We start from the raw sequence: 17,731 nt of genomic DNA, 5'->3' as shown, positions 1-17,731 counted from the left end.
GGGTTTCGCTCCCCGGTCGGTCGCGAACTGAGGATGGAGGGTCAGCCGCAGGTTTCTGCCTGACCGTCTTCCAGGTCGATGACGAAGCAGTGCTCCCGACCTCCTTCAATATCCGCCACGAAGAGACGGACCTCATTCCCGGCGTTCACAGGTGGAAAGAACAGTTCGGCGTACCCGACCGCCGCGGCCTCAAAGCTCGGGGCCTCGATCACGTGGCCATGGGCCCGTCCTGCGCCTTCGGCGTAGACAAAAAAGCGGTTGTGTCCGATTCCGGACATTGAGACCTCCTCGCCCTTGGGCCTGATCGTATTCGACTGCTGACTCGGCTGGCGCCAAAAGACCGCCCGTGTCGAACGCTCGCAGGTCAGGAGTCGGGCGGCGCTTCATCGGCCTCCTTTCGAGGCGCTCCTTGGATGACGGCGACTCCACCGGATCGCCGCCGCCGCAACTGCGGCGAAGACGAGACCGAGACCGAAAAGCAGGAAGTTCATGCGCCCTCCCCCGGGCTCCATCCCCGTCCAATGCGTCTGAAAGTGCGGCTGATCAGGAACAATCCCATGGCGACCGGGACAGCTCCGAGAATGACCAGAAGAAAGGCGACGAGCATCTGCATATCAAACCAGCGCCGGGCGAGCCCCGAAGGTTCCCTGCGGCGTCGCCCTCCCTCCGCAGGCATTCAAAAGGGCGTCACGGGTCGCTCCATCCCGTGATGCGGACGCGCGCCCGGGGTTTCTCTTCGGATGAAAAAACCAGGGTCGCCCGCTTTTCGCCGTGTCCCGGAACGTAGTCGAGCGTAGCCCCGGATTTCTCCCCGTCCGCCTCCCCTTCTATCTCCACAGCCGCGGCCGTCATATCGCCATTGTTCAGAACCTTGACCTCCAGCGCCCAGCCCGCTCCCACAGGACGAAGAGCTTGGGGCAGGACGGTCAGGTCGGGCGGCCTGTGATCGGCGAAGGCGGATCGCGCAAGCACTGCGATCGCTGCGACGGTGACGATGAGACCCAATAGGGCGCAGACGCACTGCAGCCGTGACAGCTTCTCGCGAGCGGACTTCTCCCGTTTCTTCATCATCACACCAGAAGCCGCGCAGCTGCCGCCCCCAGGGCGGCCGGGAAGGCGAGAACGACGACATTGGCCATGACGGCGCCCGCGCCATGCCCGTCTACAGCGCCGAAGACCCACAGCATGGCGAAGCTCGCAGCCAGGCAAAGGGCGTAGCCCGGCAGGGTGAAATCCAGGAAGGCGCGAAGAGGGCTTTCCTTCTCTTCCTGACCCGCGAAACCGGCCTCGAAGACAATAACGTGCAGAAGGATCAGGGACAGCGCCAGCAAGCCCAAGGCGCCTGACGGGGTCGTCAGATAGGCGATCAGCCGCATCTCCTCCGTCGGCGCGAGGTTCATGGCGAAATACAAAGCCCCGGCCAGCATGAGGAAGAGCTCGCCAGGATAGGAGGCCTCGTCCTCATCGCCCTCCTCCGCATCCCCCGAAAGCTGGCGACGCGCGACAAGGGCCCCCAGAGCGGCCGGGACCGCCTGAAGCGATATCTGTCCGATGGCCGAAGTCAGGGAGGCGTAGTCAAGGACGTTGAACATGGCCAGAAGGGCGGCCGAGGCTGAGAACCCGACGGCGAGCGCCACAAACGTGTCCAGACTGTTGTTCACCAGGCCCCTTCGCGCAGAGAAGCCCGCGTAGTGAGCCAGACCGTAGAGGACGGGCAAGGCGACGATCACGAAGGCGAGGTGCCGCGCTGGCGCCGCCGACACGCCGAGGGCCCACATCTCCATCGTCATCATCAGGGGAAGACTGAACAACAGGGCGCCGCCGAATGCGCGCCCCAGATCCGACAGATAGTCGATCTCCGCCCCCATCCCGCGGTCTGCAGTCTTCATTCTTCAGTTCCTCCCAACCTGCTGCCGCCTCGCCGAATGCCGGCAGTCCTTCACGAGCGCCGTCCGAGAGAGCCCAGGCGCATTTCAAGCCAAGGTCCGACAAGCCCTACCGTTCCAGGTCGCGGATCGGGCGGCGTTTGCGGCTCAGCCGACGCCGGCCCCGCCTGTCACGCCCCAGACTTCGCCAGCGACAAAGCTGGCCTCCTGGGAGGCGAGCAGGACGTAGACCGGCGCGATCTCCACCGGCTGACCCGGTCGGCCAAAAGCGCTGTGAGCCCCGAACTGCTCGACCTTCTCCTGGGGCTGGCCGCCGCTGGGTTGAAGCACGGTCCAGAAGGGTCCCGGCGCGACGGCGTTCACCCTCACCCCCTTATCGATCATCTGCTTGGCCAAGGCCTTGGTGTAGGCGACGATGCCCGCCTTCGTCGTGGCGTAGTCCAGAAGTATGTCTGAGGGGTCATAGGCCTGGATCGAGGCGGTGGTGATAATGGCCGCGCCGGGCGGCAGGTGGGGGGCCGCGGCCTGACACAGCCAGTGCAGCGCGTAGAGGTTGGTCTTCATCGTGGCGTCGAAATCAGCCGTCGAGACCTCCGACACATCTTCCCGGTGCTGCTGATGACCGGCGTTGACGACCAGGATGTCCAGACCGCCGAAGGCCTCCACCACCCGGGAAACCATGGTCGCATTCCATGCTTCATCCCTGATGTCGCCGGCCAGGGCGAGGGCCTTGACCCCGGCCTGCTCGATCAGGGCGATCACCTCCCTTGCGTCCGCCTCCTCCGACGGCAGATAGGCGATGGCGACGTCAGCGCCTTCTCGCGCGTAGGCGATGGCCGTCGCCCGGCCTATCCCGGAATCCCCGCCTGTGATGAGGGCTCGTCGTTCTTTCAATCGGCCATGGCCGACATAGCTGTCTTCGCCGTGATCAGGCTGCGGGGTCATCCGGCCCGCCAGACCGGGTTCGGCTTGGGGCTGACGCGGAAAGGGCGGTCGGGGATACTGGTTGCGTGGATCCTGCATGGCGAGCCGATCGGGCATGAGATCATCCTTAGAGGGCGCGCCGCCATCATGAGCCGCGCTTCAGACATGCCGACCTAATGTCCCGGCCGCGCGGCCCGTTCCTCTGTTGTGAAGGCGACGAACCTCGGGCGCGCCCGGCAAGGGACGCATGATGAGGCTCCGCTCGAGCCTCAGTCACCAGGCGGCGGCGCGGTCGCCGCCTCTTGCCCGGGCCGGTCGACCTCTTGCGCCGGGGTGTCAGCAATCCCGTTCGTACTCGTAATCGCTGGACTGGCGGCGGACACGCTTGAAGTGGCGTCCGCCTCGGTGGAGGCGGCTTCGGGGGCGGCGCGTTGAGCCTCCCTGCTGCCGGATGCGGCAAGTGTCAGAAGGGTCGCGGCGCCGATCGTCAAGGCAATGTGTTTTCTCATGGAGGCCCCTTCGCCCGAACCAATGACGGTTGAGCTGAGGCGGTGCAGGACAGCTACGAAAGAGCTTTATCCAGCAAATGCGATGACCTCCTCTCAGGACCGAGACATTGGCCGTCCGCCCCTCGTGAAGGAACGTCGTCTCCCGACGGAAGTTAAGCTGACGGAGGGTATCAGCATGATCATCATCGCCTTGTCCGTCGCACTTCTCTTGGACGCTTCGCCGAATGCAGAGATGGCCGCCAAGTTCGTCAGCCGCGAGATCGCAGCACAGGACATCCAGGCTGCATCTCTTGTCAGCGTAGCCGTCACGCTGGAGTGCACGGCCCGTGCAAGCGGTAAGGTGGTGAACTGTCGCGTACTCGGTGAGACGCATCCGGGTCTCGGTTTTGGCGAAGCGGCCTTGGCCTTGATGCAGGATGCTACCGTCGATCCCGGTGCAGAGGACTTCCAGTTTGCCCGCACAATCCAGTTCACGCCCTGAGCGCCAGCCCAAAATCATCATAGACAAGCGCCGCGGCGCCGCGACATCCGGATTCATGTCATTTCGAAACGAAGCGGCGGCCTCCGACGGCCTGCATCCCCGCGCGAGAGTGTGACCTGGAGATAGGGCAGCAGGTCAAGGGCAGCCCGCCGCCGGCGCCCGGTTTCCCTGGCGCGAAAGCGACGCGGCGCCGAGCTTGTCGTGGCTGGATCATGATCCACTTTTCACATCGAGCCCAAGGCAGCGGCGCCCTTTGCGGTCTCAGGCGTTGACCAGCTTCACCGGAGGCGACCTTGATCGACAGACCTGGCGACAAACCTGATGTTCAGACCCTGCGTTCGGCTGCGACCTCCATCTGGCGCGCCGTGAAGGCCAGGGCTGCCAGCCTCAAGACTCATGTCGTCACCCAGGACCCTGTGTGGCAGGCCGTTCGGCGTCCGGGAAAGCCGGAGATCATCGCGGCCTCGATCACTCTTGGACTGATCGCCGGCTTCCTGGTGTTTCTGATGCTGTTCGACTGGAACTGGCTGCGCGGGCCGATCAGTCGGGCGGCGTCCGCCTCCACAGGTCGCGAGGTCGTGCTGAACGGCGACCTCGATGTCAGGCTTTTCAGCTGGACGCCCTCGGCCACGGTGCGCCGCCTCAGCATCGGCGGCCCCGCTTGGGCGAGCGATCGCAACACGGCCGACGTTGAACAACTGGACGTCTCCGTCCGGCTGCGGCGGCTTTTCCTGGGTCAGGTGGAGGTGTCCTCCCTGGTGATGACCCGTCCGGCGGTGCATCTGATCGTGGACGGGAAGGGCCGCCGAAGCTGGGATCTCCACCCTGGTCGACCGGACGACGGCCGCGGGGCGAAACTGCCGGTCATCCAGCGCCTGGTCATCAAGGACGGCCGCCTTACGCTGGACGAACAACGACGAGGCATGAAGCTCGACGCCATGATCACAGCGCGCGAGGCGCGCTCCCCCGAGGACGGCGAAAGCGGCTTTCTTCTTGACGGCAAGGGGACGATGAACGGCGCGCCGCTCACCCACCGCGTAACCGGCGGCCCCTTCATCAATATTCGCCGCGATCGACCCTACGCCTTCACCGCCGATCTGGCGGGCGCCGGCTCGAGGCTGAGGGCCGAGGGCGCCGTCACCCGACCGTTCGATCTCGGGCGTTTCAATGCCGAGCTGGAGCTTGAGGGCCAGGACCTGGCCGACATCTATCTCCTGACCGGGATCACCACGCCCAACACGCCGCCCTACAAGTTGAGGGGCGATCTGAGCCGGGACGGCGCCCTGTTCCGCTTCGCCGATTTCAGCGGACGGGTCGGATCTTCCGACCTGTCCGGAAGCCTGGAGGTGAACAAGGTCGGCGAGCGCCGCCGCGTTGACGCAAAACTGACCTCCCGCACTCTGGACATCGACGACCTCGCCGCCGTCCTGGGCGCTCGGCCGCGGGTCACCAGCGAGGGGACGGTGGCGACCTCGGGCGCGCCCGGCAAGCTCCTGCCGGATGCGCCGCTGCAGACTGAACGGCTTCGCACGATGGACGGAACGCTTTCCTACCGGGCCGCTACGGTCCGGGCCAACGCCTTCGACATCCGCCAGGTCAGCCTCGGGGCCGACCTGAAGGACGGGATCCTGAAGCTCAACCCGGTCGCCTTCACCTTCAATCGCGGCGAGCTCAACGGCACAGCCCGCATCGACGCCCGCAAGGCCACACCCCACAGCGCCATCGACTTCCGCCTGAGCGGCTATCCCCTGGAGTCGATCATCCCCGCGCGTGGCGGGGTGCCGACGGTGACGGGACGCGCCCTGGGGCGGGCCAAGCTGGAGGGGCCAGGAGCCTCTATCCACGACCTGGCGGCCAATTCGAAAGGAAGCATTAGTCTGGTCGTGCCCCAGGGACGCATGCGATCGGCCTTCGCCGAACTGCTGGGCATCAATGTCGGCGCGGGTCTCGGCAAGCTCCTTTCCGGTGATCAGTCCACATCCGGCATTCGCTGCGCGGTTGCGGACTTCAAGGTCGCCAACGGCGTCGCCTCCTCGCGCGCCCTGGTGATCGACACGGATGTGGTGCTGGCCCAGGGCTCGGGGACCATCGACCTCGGCGCCGAGACCATGAACCTCAGGATCGACGGCGAAACCAAGAAGCCTCGCCTCCTGCGCGTCTGGGCGCCGATCACGATCACGGGCCCCCTCGCCTCCCCGCGCCTGGGCGTCGACGCCTCGGCGGTTGCGACCCAGGGCGGTCTGGTCGGCGCCCTGGCCACCCTCGTCAACCCGGTCGCGGCCCTCCTGGGCTTCATCGATCCTGGCCTGGCCGAGGACGCCGACTGCGGCGCCCTGATCGCCGGGGCGCGCTAGCTCCTCCTCCTCGGCCGCCGGCGTTAATGGTCCAGCTCAGCCCCTGATCTGCGGCGTGCTTCGTTCAGCGCTACGGAAACGGAACGTCACGCTTCCCCATCTGTTGGCTGGAAAGCCCACCACGAAACGAACCCATGGCCGCAGAAACAGAACCGACCTCTGAACCCGATGTCGTCGTTATCGGCGCCGGGCCAGCAGGCCTCACCGCAGCCCTCTATCTGGCGCGATATCGCCGGAAGGTTCTCGTGCTGCATGACGGGAAGAGCCGGGCCCTGCGCATTCCTCTCACCCATAACGCTCCCGGATTCCCGGAAGGCGTTCGGGGACCGGATCTGATCGCCCGCATGTCTCGCCACGCCGTTCAGTACGGCGCGGCCATCCAGGAGGCGGAGGTGGCGGCCATCAAGGCCGTAGCCGGCGGATTTAACCTGCATCTCGCAGACGGTTCCACGCTCGTGAGCCGCGCTGTCATCCTGGCGACCGGCGTGGATCTCAACCAGGTCGATCTGCCGGAAGCCGTCCATGAGGCGGCCATCCGGGCGGGGGTGCTGCGCTACTGCCCGGTCTGCGACGGATATGAGCATATCGGCAAACGGATAGGCGTGATCGGCTGCGACACCAATGGCGCCGCTGAAGCCCTCTTCCTGCGCGGATATTCCCAAAACCTCACTCTCATGCCGCTCAACCGTCCCGAACTCTCCTCCGCCGAGGCCCGGGACGTGGCTGATGCGGGGATCCGGCTGGAAGCCGGCGCCCTGCTCGCTCTCCAACCCGGCGTCGATGACATCACCGTCCGTCTCGACACAGGCGCCTCGCTGACGTTCGACGTCATCTACCCGGCCCTGGGGTGTCGACCGCGGTCAATCCTGGCGGAGCAGCTCGGACTCGATCTCACCGAGGCCGGCTGCGTGACGTCCGACTCCGTCTTCGTGAGCCGGGTGGAGGGCGTCTTCGCCGCAGGAGACCTTGTGGAAGGCCTGGATCAGATCAGCGTGGCCATGGGCCACGGCGCCGTGGCGGCCACCAGGACCCACAACTGGCTGCGCGAGCGGGAGCAGGCCACGCTCCAGAGCCGGACCTAGCGGCCATGCCGCCGCGAGCGCGTCCGACCCCAGGAACAGCAGATGACGCCTGACGTTGCGGCTCTATGAGTGAACTCGTCGCCAATATCGTCGGCTCGGCCGCCGCCGTCTGCTCCATCACCAGCTTCGCGCCCCAGGGCGTCAAGATCTGGAAAGAGAGGGACGCCTCGGCGGTAAGCCTGAAGACCTATGGGCTGACCGTCACCTGCTTCGTCCTCTGGGTGATCTACGGCGTCATGACCGAGGCTTGGCCCGTGACGATCGCGAACGCCTGCGCCCTGGCCATGGCGTCGGGCGTGCTGTTCATGAAGTGGCGCTTCAGGGACAATGGTCCCCGCGCGGCGAAATCCTAACGCCCCCAGCCGACGCCCTCCTTCGCGACCGATCCGGATGAGACGCCTATGCGACATAAGGTCTCCATAGAGCATCGCCCGAGGAATAATTTCGAAGCAGCCTCGCAGCGCGAGGCCCTGGCGAGAACGCTGAAGCGCGGACGGCGGACAATGCGGTCAAGCTAAGGTCCGCGAGCCCGCCAGACCGGAATTCCACCGGCAAAGCCCCACATGCAGAGCAGAAAAGAAGCCGCCAGATCGACTGAGCCTTGCAGTTGCGATCCTGGCCCGGGTCCTAAGGGCGAGGCCGGAACTCGCATCGGCAAGGCCGATTTGCCCCCTGTCCCCTTTCGACAGGAGCCGTCATGCAGACGCCGGAAGACAACGCCGCTTCCCCAGCCCTAAAACCGCCCACGGCCGCCGGCGCGGCTGATCCATCCCCGCCGTCCGGAAAGCCTGTCGCAGGCGCAAAAGCCTCTCCCGACGACACCGGGACGGGCGCCGCGTCATCGGCCGCCGCGAACCAGGAAAAACCCGCTCAGCCGCGAAAGACCGGCAAGAGCCCGGACATCGCATCCGATCCGGGGGCCGACGCCATTGAGCTGCTCAAGGCCGATCATCGCCGGGTCGAGGTCCTGGTCGCGGAGTACGAGTCCGCCTCCGATCGGCGCAAGGCCGCGATCATTCGCGAGGCCTGCACCGAACTGACGCTTCATACCCTGCTCGAAGAAGAAATCTTCTACCCCGCCTGCCGCGCGGCGGACGGCGAAGAGACCGAGGACGCCCTCGACGAAGCCCAGGTCGAGCACGACTGCGCCAAGCTGCTGATCATCGAACTGCTCGCCAGCAGCCAGGACGATCCGCTCCAGTCCGCCCGGTTCAAGGTCCTCGCCGAGCAGATCAAACACCATGTCGCCGAGGAGGAGGCCCCCCGGACGGGCGTCTTCGCCAAGGCGACGGCAGCCGGCGTCGACACCGCCGCGCTGGGCCGCCGACTTCAGGAACGGAAGCGACGGCTGTTGAAGGAGGCCGACCGGCTGCGCCCGTCGCACCTCGTGTCGTTTCATCAACTGCAAGGCGAAAATCGCCCAACCCAGGAGTATGGCATGCCCAGAAATCAAGGACCGGAACGAGACGAACGCGGTCGTTTCGTCAGCGATGACGACGATGATCGCCGCGGCGGATCCTATTCGCGCTCTCGCGACGACGACCGCCGGGACGACAGTGATAGAGGCGGTCACGGTCGCGGCGGCTGGTTCGGAGACTCCGAGGGCCACTCCATGGCCGCGCGCAGCCGTGGGGAGGGACGCAGTTTCCGTGATGACGAATATGATGGGGACGGCCGTGGCTGGTACGGCGACTCCCGCGGTCACGCCCAGGCCGCCCGGCGCGGCGGGGACGAGCGCCGATCCACTCACGGCGATGACGACCGCGACCGGGATGATCGGGGCCGTTTCATGAGCGACGATGATCGATCGGGTCGTGGCGGCCGCAGCTCGTCCTCGGACCGCGACCGTGACGACCAGGGCCGCTTCATGAGCGACGACGACCGATCAGGCCGCGGCGGCGGCGGACGTGGGCGCAGCTCGTCCTCCGACCGTGATCGCGACGACCAGGGCCGCTTCATGAGCGACGACGACCGATCGGGCCGCAGCAGCGGCGGGCGCGGACGGAGCTCCTCTTCCGACCGTGATCGCGACGACCAGGGCCGCTTCATGAGCGACGACGACCGAACAGGTCGCGGCGGCGGCGGGCGCGGACGGAGCTCATCTTTCGACCGTGATCGCGACGACCAGGGCCGCTTCATGAACGATGACGACCGATCGAGTCGCGGCGGCGGTCGGAGTTCTTCCTCCGATCGGGAGCGCGACAGCCGTTCCTACCGCGGGCGCGACGATGATGATGGGGACGGCCGCGGCTGGTACGGAGACTCCCGTGGCCATGCCGAAGCGGCGCGGCGCGGCTGGGAGAGCAGAAGCCATTCGAGCCGTGACGACGATGATCGCTCAAGAGGATCGGATCGCGGACATGGAGGCTGGTTCGGGGACTCCCGCGGCCATTCTGACGCCTCCCGCCGTGGATGGGAGAACCGCCGCTGAAGATCAGGGATGCGTTCGGTCAGCAGACCGGGCGCATCTCGCTTCGCCGCCGCTCAGCTCGGATCAGTGAGAAACATCATGGCCGACAAGACTTTCCTCATCGACTACGAATGGCTGGGCAAGACCCTGTCCTGCCACCTGCATGCGGGGGAATGGGATCAGGCTGAAGAGCAGCTGGACGCCCTGAGAGCCACGGGAAGGATTGTCGGCGAACTCGTGATGGAGGGCGAAGCGGCGCCAATGATGACGGATCGTATCGGCACCTGCTGACGCAGCCGATTACCCCCGCAGCATCGGGCGCTTCTATCATAGGTTAGTGCGGCGGCTTCTCCCCCAGACCATGGTCCCTAACCATCGAGATGAGCCCGCAGGCCTCGACGGCCGAGGGCGCTGGCTCCCGCTGCATAGCGGAGAGTTCGTTTGCCTCACCAAAACCGAGCCGGCCTTCAGATTTTTCTGAACCGTCTGAACCTTCGTTCCCAACTCACCCCCGCCGAACAGCAGGCCGTACTGGATCTGCCCGCTTTTCCAGCCGAGCTGGAGGCGAACATTGACCATGTGGCGCTCGGCGAGATGACAGAATTCGCAACCCTGGTCGTCACAGGGGTGCTGGGCCGCTTTGGTCAGAACGCCCGGGGAGACCGGCAGATCACGGCGCTTCACGTGCCCGGCGACATAGCCAATCTGCAATCCGTGGTGGAGCCCCGCGCGACCTCGGCCCTGCAGGCTCTTTCTCGAACCAGGATACTGAAAATCCCTCATCAGGCCCTGCGATCCGCTGCGGCCCGGCACCCCGCCCTGGCGGAAGCGCTCTGGCGTGACTGCATGGTCGACGCCGCCATCCTTTCGCAATGGGTCGTGAACATAGGCCGAAAGGACGCTGCGGGTCGTATCGCCCACCTCTTGTGCGAGACCGCGACGCGGCTGGGAGCCCACGAAACCCGGGTTGTCTCCTTCGAATTTCCCCTGACCCAGAACCAGATCGCCGACGCGACGGGCATGACCTCCGTCCATGTCAACCGCACCTTGAAAGCCCTCCGATCTGTGGTGTCCCTCGCCGGCAGGGCAGCCCATGTCCTCGATTGGGACCAGCTGGTCCGCGTGGCCGATTTCGACCCCGCCTATCTGCAGCGGGAAGTCGCCCCTGGCGAAAGACTGCGGATCGCGCTGGCCGACTGATCCGCGGTCGCCCTCTAGATCGGCGCCACGTGCGGACGAAGATAGGCCGGATCGAAAGCCGCCAGCGCTACGAGGCCCGCGCGGTCATGAATTTCAACCCGCCCCGCATGCCAGGTCGCCAGATTGGGTCGACGGAGCTCGGCGAGCGTCCGGTTCACGTGCACAGATGAAAGTCCGAGGCAGTCGGCGAAATCTTCCTGGGTCATGGCCAGGCTGAAGCCGTCTTCGTCTCCCAGTTCCGCCATAGCGATCCGGGTGTCGAGCTCGCACAGGAGATGGGCCATCCGCCCGAGCGCGTCCTGGCGTCCGAGCCGGTGAAACCATTCGCGCTGGATCGCCCCGTCGATCGCCAGCTCCAGCATGAACAGCCGACCGAGATGAGGCTGGCTCTCGATCAGGTCCGTCATAAGGCGGTGAGGCACGGCCGCGGTGATACAGTCGGTCAGGGCCAGAACGCCATGGTCCACCTGCTTCATGACCAGGCTGTGCAGGTCCAGAAAATCTCCAGCAATGCTCAACTGGGTGATGGAGCGCGCGCCGTTCTGAAATCCTTTGATACGGGCGGCGAGCCCCGAAACGAGCAGACGGCAGTCTGACGGCCTGGCGCCCGCGCGCAGGATCAATTCTCCCGCGCGATGCAGGACGGGGGGGTCGAGCGCATGCCCCAGCGCCGTCCGCTCGGCAGGACTGATCCTGTCCCGCCTCTCGAGCCTGGCGATCAGCCCCTGTGTCGGCGTCTGACCCGAAATCATCCGATGTTCACGTTCCCGCGTATAAATATCTGTCATGGCGCTTTACAAATATATTGTCACGCAACCGGACAAGGAACTCTTGCTCGAGAACGAGGCCGCTTCGGACGTCGCCGCCTATCGCGAAGGAGTCCGGTTCGCCGCCGAATTGCTCGCTGAACAGTCGTCGCCCGGACAGAGACCGGCCAGCTTCGGACTGGTCGTTCTGAACCCCGACGCCCGCGAGATCTGGCGCGTGGATATCCAGGCCTCAGCCCCGCCGGACGGAGTCTCCTGAGGCGGCCCCGACAGGCTCCAGGCGGAACGGCTTTCGGGCCGGCCGCCTTTACAAGCCATGTGCTTCACGTCTCCCATGCCGCTTGCAGGCGACCGCCGCCGGCCCTCATCCCCCTCTCAGGAGTTGCGGTGAGGATCGCCACCTATAACGTCAACGGGATCAACGGCCGGCTGCCTGTTCTGCTCCGCTGGCTGGAAACAAGCCGTCCCGACGTGGTCTGTCTGCAGGAGCTCAAGGCGCAGCAGGCGAACTTCCCCGCCCAGGCCCTCGGCGACCTCGGCTACGAGGCGATCTGGCTGGGCCAGAAGAGCTGGAACGGCGTCGCCATCCTGGCGAGGGAGGCCTCTATCCACGAGACCCGTCGGGGCCTTCCGGGCGACCCCGATCCGGGCCAGAGCCGCTATATCGAAGCGGCGATAAACGGCGTCCTCGTCGGTAGCCTCTATCTGCCCAATGGAAATCCGGCCCCCGGTCCCCGCTTCGACTACAAGCTCGGCTGGGCGGACGCCTTCGTCGCCCACGCCGCCCGGTTGATCGAAACCGGCGCGCCCGTGGTGCTGGCGGGCGACTACAATATCATCCCGACCCCGGCCGACGTCTACAAGCCCGAGCGCTGGACGGAGGATGCGCTTTTCCGTCCCGAAGCGCGGCAGGTGTTCAGCCGTCTGCTCGACCAGGGATGGACGGACGCCCTGCGCCTGCACCACCCGCAGGAGACCCTCTATACCTTCTGGGACTATTTCCGGAACGCCTACGCCCGCAACGCCGGACTGCGTATCGACCACCTTCTGGTCAGCCCCTCCCTGGTCGATCGCCTCCGCGCCTCCAATGTCGATCGCGAGGTCAGAGGTTGGGAAAGATCGAGCGATCACGCGCCGACTTGGATCGAGATCGCGACCTGATCCGCCGGCCAGGTCAGACAGCCAGGCTCTTCTCGATCCGGCGAAACAGCTTCATGGCCTGGGCGTCGTCCAGGGCGTCGATATCGACCCCGGCGGTGAGATCGACCAGGAGATCAATCACGGCCCCGCAGGCCGCGCCGTCGGTCGGCGCCTCGGCCTGCACCCAGGCCGCGATGGCGGCGAGGGTGTGCAGGGCTTCCTGATCGGTCATGGGACTATCCTGAAGCGCTGCTGCGGCGGCGATCTCGCGCATTTCCCCCAGGGCCTTGCGACAGGCGCTCGGGTCCTCTCGTCGTTCGTCCCGAACAAGAGCGGCAAGGGCTGACGTCCCTATCGAGCTCAGCACCAGCTGGAACAGGATCTCGCCTTGCGGCGAAGAGACCGTCATCCGCGCCTCTGCCGAGCTCCAGAAGGCGACTCCGTCGTCCCGCAGAAGCTCGCCCAGGGTGCGCACCGCCTCCACCTGGGCTTCCTGCACCGAGGCAAGGCTCGATTCCCACCTGATCCTTCTGCCCTCAGGCCCTGCGTCGGATTCGAAGACAAAGCTCTGCATCTTCAGCGTCAGCGTTACGACGTCGACGTCGCCGGCTGTTCGTCGGCGGAGGCCTCCGCCGTCGATTTCTGAACACTTTCCTCCTGGAAGGCTGCGGAGTCTTCGACCTGGGCCACGTTATCCACGGGGGCAGAGGCGAATGGACCCGCCCAGACGGCCCAGACCAAGGCGAAGCCGACAGCCGTCAGCACCAGACCTCCCAGGAGGACCGCCATGATCCGCGACCCTTTTCGGCCCTGGCGCACGTATTGGGCCTCAACCGGTCGGTTGCTTCGAACGGCCCTGGCCGAGGCTTCATGGGGATTCCGGGTCATGTTGGTCCTTTTCTTAGGGAATAGGGGGCGCGGACAGCTCTGCGACGGATAGCCCACGGCTCGTAAGGTCCGCCCGATTCACAGGCTCACGAAGCCGAGCACGACCATGACCAGACCGATGGCGACCGCGCATCCGTACCGTCGGCGTGAGACGTGGTCCTCCCGGCTGGAATACAGGCTCCGTGGGCAACGAGTCCTCGGGACCGTCCTCTGCAGGGGCGACCGAGCGCGCGCCTCCGGCCTCTTCATCTGCGCCGGCCGGCGCCACGCCGCGATCGAAGATCGGCCTGGCGCCCTGGCCGCGTAGACGCCACTGGGCGTCCTTCTCCTGGAGGGGATGGGGCATGTGATCTGAAACCATGGCCCGAGCGCGAGTTCCTATTCAGGAGGCGTGCGTCGGGAAGACGACACTGGGGCGACGCTCCTCACCGACATGGTGTTAGATCCGGCCGCTCTCGATCTCCGTCCGGGAAAACACCTCCTCCTGACCGTCGACAAGCAGTTCGTCCGCCCCGTCGTCGGCCAGATCCGCGAGCGGCTTGGCCTGGCCTTGCTGAGCAGCGGCCTCCGGAGCGCCGTGGGCGGCTTCTTCCACCACTCCTGGTCCCTCACTGCGGGGCCCGGCCCCATCGGACTTTTGGTTCCTGATCATCGGTCTGCGCCTCCTGCGGCGTCGGCCCCATGACATCAATCCTGGATCTCGCCCTCGGGTTCGAGCCGGGCGGAAGAGAAGGCGCGCCGCCTCGCGAGGACGGGCGGCCCGGCGCGCTCAGGCCCGGGTCTCTGACCGATACCGATCTCGCCGGAACAAGGACGGGGGTCCGGCCGGTTGATCGGCATCATACGGAGGACAGACCATGAAGGCCGTCAACCTCATCACCCTTCTCCCGGTCATCATCGGCGCCGTGAACTGGGGTCTCCTCGGCGCCTTCGATTTCAACCTTGTCTCCGCCCTCTTCGGCGACGGCTCCGCAGTCGCCGGCGGCGTCTATAGTCTTGTCGGGCTTTCGGGCCTCTGGCAGCTGGCCCCCTTCGCCCGGCCCTTGCAGATCGATGAACCGCACGCCGAGCCGGGCCGTCGCTTCGCCCGTTGACCTGCGCCGGGGCCGGCCCGCCCTGCCCCGGACGTCTTTCGCAAGACCTGTCCATGGAGGACCCATGATCTACTTCTGTTTCATTGAGGGCGACGATCAGCATGATGTCGAGATGAAGCTGCTGGAGGCTGTCGAGGACGGCCCGGCGCTGCAGGAGGCCAGAGCCCTCCGCTTCAGCGGTCGGACCGGCTACGTCTTCGACGGCGATCGCTCGGTCGGATCGGTGGAGACGTCCCGTGAGCCGGTGTCCGAAGAGCCCTTCTTCGGCAGGATCGATCGCGAACCATCCGGTGCGGTCCTCTTCCCGGACGCGGGCGCCTGACCCTTCTCGACGATCAGCGTCTACGCTCAAATCTCACCCGTTCCTTGCCGGGGATGAGGCAGGCTCGGAAGCCGGCGGCTCGCCAGGCGTCCCTCTGCACATCGCGAGGCGTCGGTTCGACTTCGTCAGCCCACCAGTCGGGAAGACCCGCGCCCTTGGGAAGCATGGCGCGCAGCCTGAGTTCGATCTCGGCGAAACTCAGTTCGAGCGCGTCGACCCTCTGCCTCTTCAGGTAGTCGCGAAGCGGATCATATTTCCCCATGACGTCAGTGACCGTGAAACCCGCCCGGGCGCAAGCCGGTGCTGCAGACCGACCTAGAGGAAGCCGAGCGCGCGCCGACGGCGCTGAAGCCGTTTCAGATAGCTGTCGTTGATGAAGGTTCCCAGCGGCACCAGGGCGGCCAGAGCGGTGCGCAGCCATCCCCACCCATCGGCGCGGCTGGACGCCAGGGCCGGGATCATGACCAGGACATAGGCGATGAAGGCCAGTCCATGCGCCATGCCCGTCGAGGGAATGAGGACGGGATTCCCCAGGAGATGCTTCATCGGCATGGCCACGAAGAAGAGAGCGATCGTCGTGACGCCCTCGACGAGGGCCACGAGACGGAAAAGCTTCAGCATGCCTGGCCCCTTCAACATCAGGCCGGTCGCATAGCCGCTAAGCGGCGCTCGTTCCAGCCCGTGGCGTCCGCATCAGAAGTCGAAGTCGATCTGGTCAGGATGGACGGCCGTCCCGCGCGGCCGGCGTGGTTTTAGCGGCGGCGCCTTGGACGTGGCCGCCTCAAGCTTCGCTAGAACACCCTCCTCCCGGGGTTTTCGGCTGCGTCGGCCCGTTCCCGTGAGACGCTGAACGGCGGGGCTCCGCCAGCGCCGTCTGTCGCGGTTTTTCCGCCAGGCCTCCAGTTCGCTCTCCCACCAGCCGACCCGCCCGGGCGAAAGGGCGACAGAGGCCGGAAAGCTCCCTGTCTGCTGCAGACGCCAGGCCGTGGTCCGGCTGACGCCGACCAGGGCCTGGACCTCGGACCAGACCAGCAGACGCCCCTCGGGGGCGGCGCCCTCCTCGCCGGGAACCCCTCCCTCAGCCACGGCGACGCGCCCGGGCGGCCGCCGGCGCAGCCGTGCGAACTTCGGAAATCTGCGCCAGGGCCCAGGCCCGCAACAGGCCGCGGGGATAGAAGGGTCGCGACCTCACATGACGGCAGGGCGGCCCGTTCCCGCCCATGGACCAGAGGCGCGCCAGGGTGGCCGGTTTCAGGCGTACCCCCATGCTGGCCAGGAAGGCGGACGCTTCCTTGCGCGTCAGAAGATCCTCCGCCCCGTCGTCCTGGATCGTCCGGCCTGTCTCCGGGATCATGGGCGTCTCTCCCGGCTGCGGCAGTCCCGGGCGGAACGGACGTCCCGGCCAGCGGCCAGGGCGAGGTAGCAGGACAGCACCAGATCTACGTAGGCTTCCGTTTCCGGGATTCTCGGGACCCGGCCCAGCCGCTCCACCCGCGCGGGCCCCGCGTTGAAGGCGGCCAGGGCCAGACGCAGGTCCTGGAATTTCAAAAGCTGCCGCGCCAGGTATTCGGCACCGCCCCTGAGGTTGTCGGCCGGGTCGAAGCGATCTTCCACGCCCAGTTCCCGGGCCGTGCCAGGCATGAGCTGGGTCAACCCGGCCGCGCCGGCGGACGAGACCGCGCGCGGGCGGAAGCCGCTTTCCACAGCCACGAGAGCCTGGAGCAGCTTGTCATCAAGGCCGTGTCGCGCCGCCGCTTCCGCCAGGGCCTGGCGGAAGGGGGGATCCCGCTCCGCCAGGCGGACCTCCCCGCCTTCGGGCTCCCGCGGCGCCGGCGGGACCTCCGATCCGAACATGTCGCCCCCCGCCCGGCTCCAGTCGACCTCCTGGGCGGCGACCGGACAGGCCGCCGTCACGCCGAGCAGCCAGACGGCCAGAGCCAGCCTCACCATGTCGCCGCCGTCGCGAAGACGCCCTTCGTGTCTCGCAGCCGCACCGGCCCGAAGTAGCGGCTGTCAAAGCTCTCGGGGGTATCCCCGAGCAGGAAGATTTCGTCCGCCTCCAGAAAGCGGCACTCCGTCCAGCCCGGGAGCGGCGCGCCGGCGCGATCCTGACTCTTGACCGGCGCCCTGACGCCTGGGGCGTGAAGGCCGTCCCGTCTGCGGCACACATGATCTCCGCCGACGGCCGCCACCCGTTTGAGCAGCATCATGTCAGGCGGCGCGCCCAGGCCCGCCAGATAGGACCGCGCCGCCTCAGGCTGGACGAAGGCGACCAGACGGCCGCGGTCGGGGGCGGCGTTGAAGCGCCGTACATAGAGTCCGCGCGGAAGGCTGCGGCTTTCGTTGACCAGGAAGATCTCCGGCAGGCGTGCGGCGGCGAGCGGAAGGGTCATGACCGCGCCCAAGGCGGCGATCAGGGCGGCGATCAGGGCGAGCCAGCCTCGCCGGGTGAACATGCGGGTCATGGCTGGTAGGCCTCCAGAACCAGATCGCGCGTGATCATCACCTGGACGCGGGACCCGGCCGCCACCCGCACCGCCGGCCTGACGCCGAGCTCACGGTCTACGAGACGACCGCCCACGCGCGCCCCCTCGATGGCCGCCGCATCCCCCGCATCTCCGAGGAAGGAGCCGCCGCCCCGGCCCTGACCGTCACGCGCGGCCTGGCCGAGGGT

General features: G+C 66.6%; 24 protein-coding genes and 1 pseudogene. 11 read left to right on the top strand and 14 right to left on the bottom strand.

From position 1 onward, the window contains the following. Positions 1-41: 41 nt before the first annotated feature. The 4 genes from RT567_RS02020 to RT567_RS02005 form a co-directional block, all read right to left on the bottom strand. Positions 42-278 (bottom strand): DUF5961 family protein, encoded by a 237-nt coding sequence (locus RT567_RS02020; protein WP_312205902.1) that lies wholly within the window; start codon positions 276-278, stop codon positions 42-44. Between the two features lie 409 nt (positions 279-687). Continuing rightward, entirely contained in the window at positions 688-1,074 is a 387-nt protein-coding gene (locus RT567_RS02015) for a hypothetical protein (protein ID WP_313573969.1), read from the bottom strand. After that, the gene (locus RT567_RS02010) at positions 1,071-1,889 is read right to left on the bottom strand and encodes a TIGR02587 family membrane protein (RefSeq protein ID WP_313573968.1); all 819 of its coding nucleotides are present in this window, start codon (positions 1,887-1,889) and stop codon (positions 1,071-1,073) included. Before RT567_RS02010 ends, RT567_RS02015 begins: the two co-directional genes overlap by 4 nt. A 144-nt stretch (positions 1,890-2,033) precedes the next feature. Next, positions 2,034-2,927 (bottom strand): SDR family oxidoreductase, encoded by an 894-nt coding sequence (locus RT567_RS02005; RefSeq protein ID WP_313573966.1) that lies wholly within the window; start codon positions 2,925-2,927, stop codon positions 2,034-2,036. Between the two features lie 567 nt (positions 2,928-3,494). On the opposite strand from RT567_RS02005, the gene RT567_RS02000 reads away from it, so the two are divergent. The 7 genes from RT567_RS02000 (at position 3,495) to RT567_RS01970 (ending at position 10,846) form a co-directional block, all read left to right on the top strand. Continuing rightward, positions 3,495-3,800 carry an energy transducer TonB gene (locus RT567_RS02000; protein ID WP_313573964.1) on the top strand — a complete coding sequence of 102 codons (306 nt, stop codon included), beginning with the start codon at positions 3,495-3,497 and terminating at the stop codon, positions 3,798-3,800. Between the two features lie 293 nt (positions 3,801-4,093). Then, positions 4,094-6,154: an AsmA family protein gene (locus RT567_RS01995; protein WP_313573962.1), complete on the top strand. Its 2,061-nt coding sequence runs from the start codon at positions 4,094-4,096 to the stop codon at positions 6,152-6,154. A gap of 134 nt (positions 6,155-6,288) precedes the next feature. Continuing rightward, positions 6,289-7,236, top strand: a complete 948-nt coding sequence (locus RT567_RS01990) for an NAD(P)/FAD-dependent oxidoreductase (protein WP_313573960.1) — start codon at positions 6,289-6,291, stop codon at positions 7,234-7,236. Positions 7,237-7,301: 65 nt separating this feature from the next. Beyond that, positions 7,302-7,589, top strand: coding sequence for a PQ-loop domain-containing transporter (locus RT567_RS01985; protein WP_312204242.1), 288 nt, complete (start codon positions 7,302-7,304; stop codon positions 7,587-7,589). A gap of 344 nt (positions 7,590-7,933) precedes the next feature. After that, positions 7,934-9,667: a hemerythrin domain-containing protein gene (locus RT567_RS01980; protein WP_313573958.1), complete on the top strand. Its 1,734-nt coding sequence runs from the start codon at positions 7,934-7,936 to the stop codon at positions 9,665-9,667. A 78-nt stretch (positions 9,668-9,745) separates the two neighbouring features. Further along, on the top strand, positions 9,746-9,937 hold the full coding sequence (locus RT567_RS01975) for a hypothetical protein (protein WP_312204238.1): 192 nt from the start codon (positions 9,746-9,748) through the stop codon (positions 9,935-9,937). Between the two features lie 150 nt (positions 9,938-10,087). Beyond that, a complete protein-coding gene (locus RT567_RS01970) occupies positions 10,088-10,846 on the top strand; it encodes a Crp/Fnr family transcriptional regulator (RefSeq protein WP_312204236.1) in 759 nt (252 codons plus the stop codon). 14 nt (positions 10,847-10,860) lie between these two features. On the opposite strand, the gene RT567_RS01965 is transcribed toward RT567_RS01970, so the two are convergent. Further along, complete coding sequence (locus RT567_RS01965) at positions 10,861-11,634, bottom strand: Crp/Fnr family transcriptional regulator (RefSeq protein WP_313573956.1); 774 nt, start codon at positions 11,632-11,634, stop codon at positions 10,861-10,863. Between RT567_RS01965 and RT567_RS01960 the strand changes: the two genes are divergently transcribed. Together RT567_RS01960 and xth are read left to right on the top strand one after the other, a co-directional pair. Further along, positions 11,633-11,872, top strand: a complete 240-nt coding sequence (locus RT567_RS01960) for a DUF6894 family protein (RefSeq protein WP_312204233.1) — start codon at positions 11,633-11,635, stop codon at positions 11,870-11,872. The two genes, RT567_RS01965 and RT567_RS01960, sit on opposite strands and share 2 nt — an antisense overlap. 128 nt (positions 11,873-12,000) lie before the next feature. Then, positions 12,001-12,774, top strand: a complete 774-nt coding sequence (xth, locus tag RT567_RS01955) for an exodeoxyribonuclease III (protein WP_312204231.1) — start codon at positions 12,001-12,003, stop codon at positions 12,772-12,774. A 13-nt stretch (positions 12,775-12,787) separates the two neighbouring features. On the opposite strand, the gene RT567_RS01950 is transcribed toward xth, so the two are convergent. From RT567_RS01950 to RT567_RS01940, 3 genes are all read right to left on the bottom strand, one after another. Beyond that, the gene (locus RT567_RS01950; RefSeq protein ID WP_313573954.1) at positions 12,788-13,252 is read right to left on the bottom strand and encodes a hypothetical protein; all 465 of its coding nucleotides are present in this window, start codon (positions 13,250-13,252) and stop codon (positions 12,788-12,790) included. Positions 13,253-13,341: 89 nt separating this feature from the next. After that, positions 13,342-13,542: a hypothetical protein gene (locus RT567_RS01945; protein WP_312204227.1), complete on the bottom strand. Its 201-nt coding sequence runs from the start codon at positions 13,540-13,542 to the stop codon at positions 13,342-13,344. A 538-nt stretch (positions 13,543-14,080) separates the two neighbouring features. Further along, positions 14,081-14,239 carry a hypothetical protein gene (locus RT567_RS01940; protein WP_313045660.1) on the bottom strand — a complete coding sequence of 53 codons (159 nt, stop codon included), beginning with the start codon at positions 14,237-14,239 and terminating at the stop codon, positions 14,081-14,083. 259 nt (positions 14,240-14,498) lie between these two features. Here RT567_RS01940 and RT567_RS01935 point away from each other — a divergent pair, with 259 nt between their 5' ends. Both RT567_RS01935 and RT567_RS01930 read left to right on the top strand, forming a co-directional pair. After that, positions 14,499-14,735 carry a DUF378 domain-containing protein gene (locus tag RT567_RS01935; RefSeq protein ID WP_312204223.1) on the top strand — a complete coding sequence of 79 codons (237 nt, stop codon included), beginning with the start codon at positions 14,499-14,501 and terminating at the stop codon, positions 14,733-14,735. A 64-nt stretch (positions 14,736-14,799) separates the two neighbouring features. Beyond that, positions 14,800-15,057 carry a hypothetical protein gene (locus tag RT567_RS01930; RefSeq protein WP_312204221.1) on the top strand — a complete coding sequence of 86 codons (258 nt, stop codon included), beginning with the start codon at positions 14,800-14,802 and terminating at the stop codon, positions 15,055-15,057. 315 nt (positions 15,058-15,372) lie between these two features. On the opposite strand, the gene RT567_RS01925 is transcribed toward RT567_RS01930, so the two are convergent. The 6 genes and pseudogenes from RT567_RS01925 to RT567_RS01900 all read right to left on the bottom strand — a co-directional run. Then, positions 15,373-15,678 (bottom strand): DUF3817 domain-containing protein, encoded by a 306-nt coding sequence (locus RT567_RS01925; protein WP_312204217.1) that lies wholly within the window; start codon positions 15,676-15,678, stop codon positions 15,373-15,375. A gap of 72 nt (positions 15,679-15,750) precedes the next feature. Beyond that, the gene (locus RT567_RS01920; RefSeq protein ID WP_312204215.1) at positions 15,751-16,143 is read right to left on the bottom strand and encodes an AlpA family phage regulatory protein; all 393 of its coding nucleotides are present in this window, start codon (positions 16,141-16,143) and stop codon (positions 15,751-15,753) included. Continuing rightward, a complete protein-coding gene (locus RT567_RS01915) occupies positions 16,136-16,411 on the bottom strand; it encodes a hypothetical protein (protein ID WP_312204213.1) in 276 nt (91 codons plus the stop codon). Before RT567_RS01915 ends, RT567_RS01920 begins: the two co-directional genes overlap by 8 nt. Further along, positions 16,408-17,007 carry a lytic transglycosylase domain-containing protein gene (locus RT567_RS01910; protein WP_312204211.1) on the bottom strand — a complete coding sequence of 200 codons (600 nt, stop codon included), beginning with the start codon at positions 17,005-17,007 and terminating at the stop codon, positions 16,408-16,410. The genes RT567_RS01915 and RT567_RS01910 overlap by 4 nt, the downstream gene beginning before the upstream one ends. Continuing rightward, positions 17,001-17,522, bottom strand: a complete 522-nt coding sequence (locus RT567_RS01905) for a S26 family signal peptidase (RefSeq protein WP_313573951.1) — start codon at positions 17,520-17,522, stop codon at positions 17,001-17,003. Before RT567_RS01905 ends, RT567_RS01910 begins: the two co-directional genes overlap by 7 nt. Continuing rightward, positions 17,519-17,731: pseudogene (locus RT567_RS01900) on the bottom strand (hypothetical protein); the annotation flags it as partial. The pseudogene RT567_RS01900 and the gene RT567_RS01905, both read right to left, overlap by 4 nt.

The sequence above is a fragment of the Brevundimonas sp. genome (assembly GCF_032107865.1).
Taxonomy (GTDB): domain Bacteria; phylum Pseudomonadota; class Alphaproteobacteria; order Caulobacterales; family Caulobacteraceae; genus Brevundimonas.
Note: the sequence above shows the minus strand (reverse complement) of the source record. Positions and strands in the feature narration are given on the sequence as shown.